The organism is Streptomyces lonarensis, assembly GCF_012033735.1.
Classification (GTDB): Bacteria; Actinomycetota; Actinomycetes; order Streptomycetales; family Streptomycetaceae; genus Streptomyces; species Streptomyces lonarensis.
This window is the reverse complement of record NZ_JAAVJD010000375.1, coordinates 1-3,306: the sequence shown is the minus strand read 5'-3', so window position 1 is coordinate 3,306 and position 3,306 is coordinate 1. Positions and strand designations below refer to the sequence as shown.

At 76.1% G+C, this 3,306-nt stretch carries 3 protein-coding genes; all 3 read left to right on the top strand.

The window, feature by feature from the left end:
* The first annotated feature begins 278 nt into the window (after positions 1–278).
* The 3 genes from HCN56_RS24650 to HCN56_RS24640 all read left to right on the top strand — a co-directional run bounded on the left by HCN56_RS24650 (position 279) and on the right by HCN56_RS24640 (position 3,248).
* Entirely contained in the window at positions 279–1,220 is a 942-nt protein-coding gene (locus HCN56_RS24650; protein ID WP_167974733.1) for a heme o synthase, read from the top strand.
* Between the two features lie 169 nt (positions 1,221–1,389).
* Positions 1,390–1,821 carry a hypothetical protein gene (locus HCN56_RS24645; protein ID WP_167974731.1) on the top strand — a complete coding sequence of 144 codons (432 nt, stop codon included), beginning with the start codon at positions 1,390–1,392 and terminating at the stop codon, positions 1,819–1,821.
* A 131-nt stretch (positions 1,822–1,952) separates the two neighbouring features.
* On the top strand, positions 1,953–3,248 hold the full coding sequence (locus tag HCN56_RS24640; RefSeq protein WP_209313155.1) for an amidohydrolase: 1,296 nt from the start codon (positions 1,953–1,955) through the stop codon (positions 3,246–3,248).
* Positions 3,249–3,306: the final 58 nt, after the last annotated feature.

Below are 3,306 nucleotides of genomic sequence, written 5' to 3'. Positions count from 1 at the left end.
GCCGTCACGAATACCCCTGGTTCTGCGAACGTCAGCGACGGGCGCTGCGGACGGAGCGTGAGTCGTGCCGCCCCGACGGAGGGCGTGCGGCGCCGCGCCGGGCGCCCCTCGCGCGCCCGCCGGACGCGTCGGACCCCGGGGACGGGGCGGACGAGTCGGGCGTCTAGAGTGGCGGGGTACGTGTGAGAACCGTCCACCGCCGGACCACCGTCGGGCCGGCACGACTCACGCTCCGTCCGCAGCGCCCGTCGCTGACGTTCGCAGAACCAGGGGTATTCGTGACGGCCGTCGATTCCCGTCCCGTGGACACGAACAGCGCGGGTGCCGGTCACCGGCCGCTGGGTGCCAGGGTCATGGGGTTCATCGCCCTGACCAAGCCGCGGATCATCGAGCTGCTGCTGATGACCACCATCCCCGTGATGTTCCTCGCGGCGCAAGGGGTTCCGAACCTCTGGCTGGTGTTCGCCACCTGCTTCGGCGGATATCTCTCCGCCGGCGGCGCGAACTCGCTGAACATGTACCTGGACCGGGACATCGACGCGCTGATGCACCGCACCAGCAACCGTCCCCTGGTCACGGGGATGGTCTCGCCGGCGGAGGCGCTGGTCTTCGGCATCTCGCTCGCGGTCGTCTCCACCCTGTGGTTCGGCCTGCTGGTGAACTGGCTGTCCGCCGCGCTGGCGCTGGGCGCCCTGCTGTTCTACGTGGTCGTCTACACCATGCTGCTCAAGCGGCGGACCTCGCAGAACATCGTCTGGGGCGGCATCGCCGGGTGCATGCCGGTGCTCATCGGCTGGTCCTCGGTGACCAACTCGCTCTCCTGGGGCGCGGTCGTCCTCTTCCTGGTGATCTTCTTCTGGACGCCGCCGCACTACTGGCCGCTGTCCATGAAGGTCAAGGACGACTACGCCCGCGTCGGCGTCCCGATGCTGCCGGTGATCGCCGCCAACACCGTCGTCGCCCGGCAGATCGTGGTCTACAGCTGGGTGATGGTCGCCGTCTCGCTGACGCTGTGGCCGCTGGGCTACGTGGGCTGGTTCTACACGACGGTCGCCGCCGCGGCAGGCATCTGGTGGCTGTGGGAGGCGCACGCCCTCCAGTCCCGTGCCCGCGCCGGGGTCACCGGGGCGGCGCTGAAGGAGATGCGGCTGTTCCACTGGTCGATCACCTACGTCTCGCTGGTCTTCCTCGCCGTGGCGATCGACCCCTTCGTGAGCTGACGCCCCCTGCGCGGCGTCTCCGCTCTTCCTCTCTTCCTCGCGACCGGCCGGGTGCCTCCCGGCCGGTCGCGGCGTTTCTCCGCCGGCAGCGGCACCGCTGCGGTTCCCGCTGCCCCTGCCGCTCCCCGCGTCCTGTCGGAGCGGGCTACCGGTCGGTAGCATGAGGGGCATGGCTGACAGCGCTGACCTTCCGGAGACCGGTTCCCCCCAGACCGCGGCGGCGGCCGAGCCCGCTGCCGAGGACCGCCGCGCCGCACGGGAGCGGACCCGGCTCGCCCGCTCCGCGCGCCGCTTCGCCGAGGCGCACGGCGGTTCGGCCGAGGGGCAGATCGCCTACCTGGGAGCCCGCGGCCACCGGCTGGTCCTCGTCGGTGCCGACGGTGCCTGGGGCGACCTCGTCGCCTCGGACCGGGCGCTGGCGGAGGCCGCGGCGCGCGAGGCCGGGGTCGAGCTCCGGGAGGAGTTCGACGGGGAGATGGCGGCCGGGGTCGTCACCGGCCCCTACGAGTGGTCGCGCATGGCGGGCAGCCAGCTCGGCGGCCCGGCCGAGGGCCCCGGACACCCGGGCGCGACGGCCGACCCGGCACGCGACGCCGGCTGAGCCCCTGGGGTGCGCCCCCGCGCGCCCCCTTCCGCCCCGCCACCACCCCGTTCCGGGCGTTTCCACCGCCCGCGGCGGGGGGTATCGCCCTCCTCGTGCCGTCATCCGGTCGGCGCGGAAGGGAGAGACGCGTGGCACGGCAACGGCCGCGTCGTCCCCTGCCGCCGCAGGCGCGGGCCGACTACGCCCTCGCGGTGCCCGTGCCCCCCGGCACGCCGGCAACACCGGAGTCCGGCGCGCGCGTTAACCAGGTCATGGACTTCCTGCCGCCGCCCCTGCTGGACCACCACAGCCGACCGGTGCTCCACGGCGAACTCGGCCTCGGCCGGTTCGAGCGGCTCCTCGCCGACGGCACGACGGGCGCGGCCGCCGGCGCGGGCCGCGGCGGCAGCGGCGGCGGTGCCGGCTGGTTCGACAGCGCGGCAGGGCTCGCCGTGCTGCGCTGGTGCCCGCCGCTGCTCGGTCTCGATCCGCACTGTGCGCCCGCCCGCTACCTGGCGCGGCGTCGGGAGCTCGGCTCCTACGCCGCGCGACGCATGCTGCTGCGGGGCAGCGGCATCGCCGAGCTGCTGGTGGACACCACGGCCGCCGCGGCAGGGGAGGCGGCGGCCGTCGACGGCGGCGAGCCCGTGACCGTCGCCGAGCTGGCCGCCGCGCTGCCGGGTCGGGCGCGGGAACTGGTGCCGCTGGACGAGCTCGCCGCGCAGGTCGGCGCCACCTCGGGCAGCGTTCCGGCGCAACTCCGCAATCTGGAGACCGCGCTGGAGACGGCGGCCCGCTCCGCGGCCGGGTTCGTCTGCGACGCCGCTCCGCTGCTGTGGCATCCGGACGCCACCGGCCCGCCGGACCGGGCGGAGGTGGTCCGGGCCGCCTCCGCCGCCCTCGCCGGGCGGGGCGGCCCGGCGACGTCGGCCCTCGCCCACCACCTGCTGCGGGGGGCGCTGCGCACCGGCCGTCCCGTCCAGCTGCGCTGCGGCGACCCGGCGCCCCTGGCGGGGCTGCTGCGGACGACGGCGGGGGAGGGGACGGTCGTGCTGGTGCCCGACGGCGACCGGCGGCACCTCCGCACCGCCGCCGAGCTGGCGGCGCGCCACTCCCACGTCCACACCGACGCGGGCACGGACCCGGCGGTGGCGCTGGCGGCCGCCCCGTTCGGGCGGGTGCTCTTCTCCACGCGCGCCGCGCTCCTGCCCGAGCTGCACGTGGTGCGGGCCCGCGCCTTCGAGCGGGGGCTGCGGGCGCTGCTGGGGGAGTGGGTGGCGGACGGCGCCTGCACGCCGGGCGCCGCGCGGCGGATCGCGGAACGCGTGCTGGGCGGGAACGCCCGGGAGGTGTACCGGCGGCAGCCGGCGGGCGGCGCCGTCACGACGACCGCCCGGCACCGTCACGCGGTACCGGGCGGTGAGCGGTCGGCCGCCGACGGGTGACGTCGGCGGCGCGGCGACGGGTCAGTCGCGGGCGGTCGCCCCCGCGGCCGCCCCGGGC

Coding starts and splice junctions, on each gene's coding strand:
- HCN56_RS24645 (WP_167974731.1), top strand. CDS start 1,390: ATGGCTGACAGCGCTGACCTTCCGGAGACCGGTTCCCCCCAGACCGCG.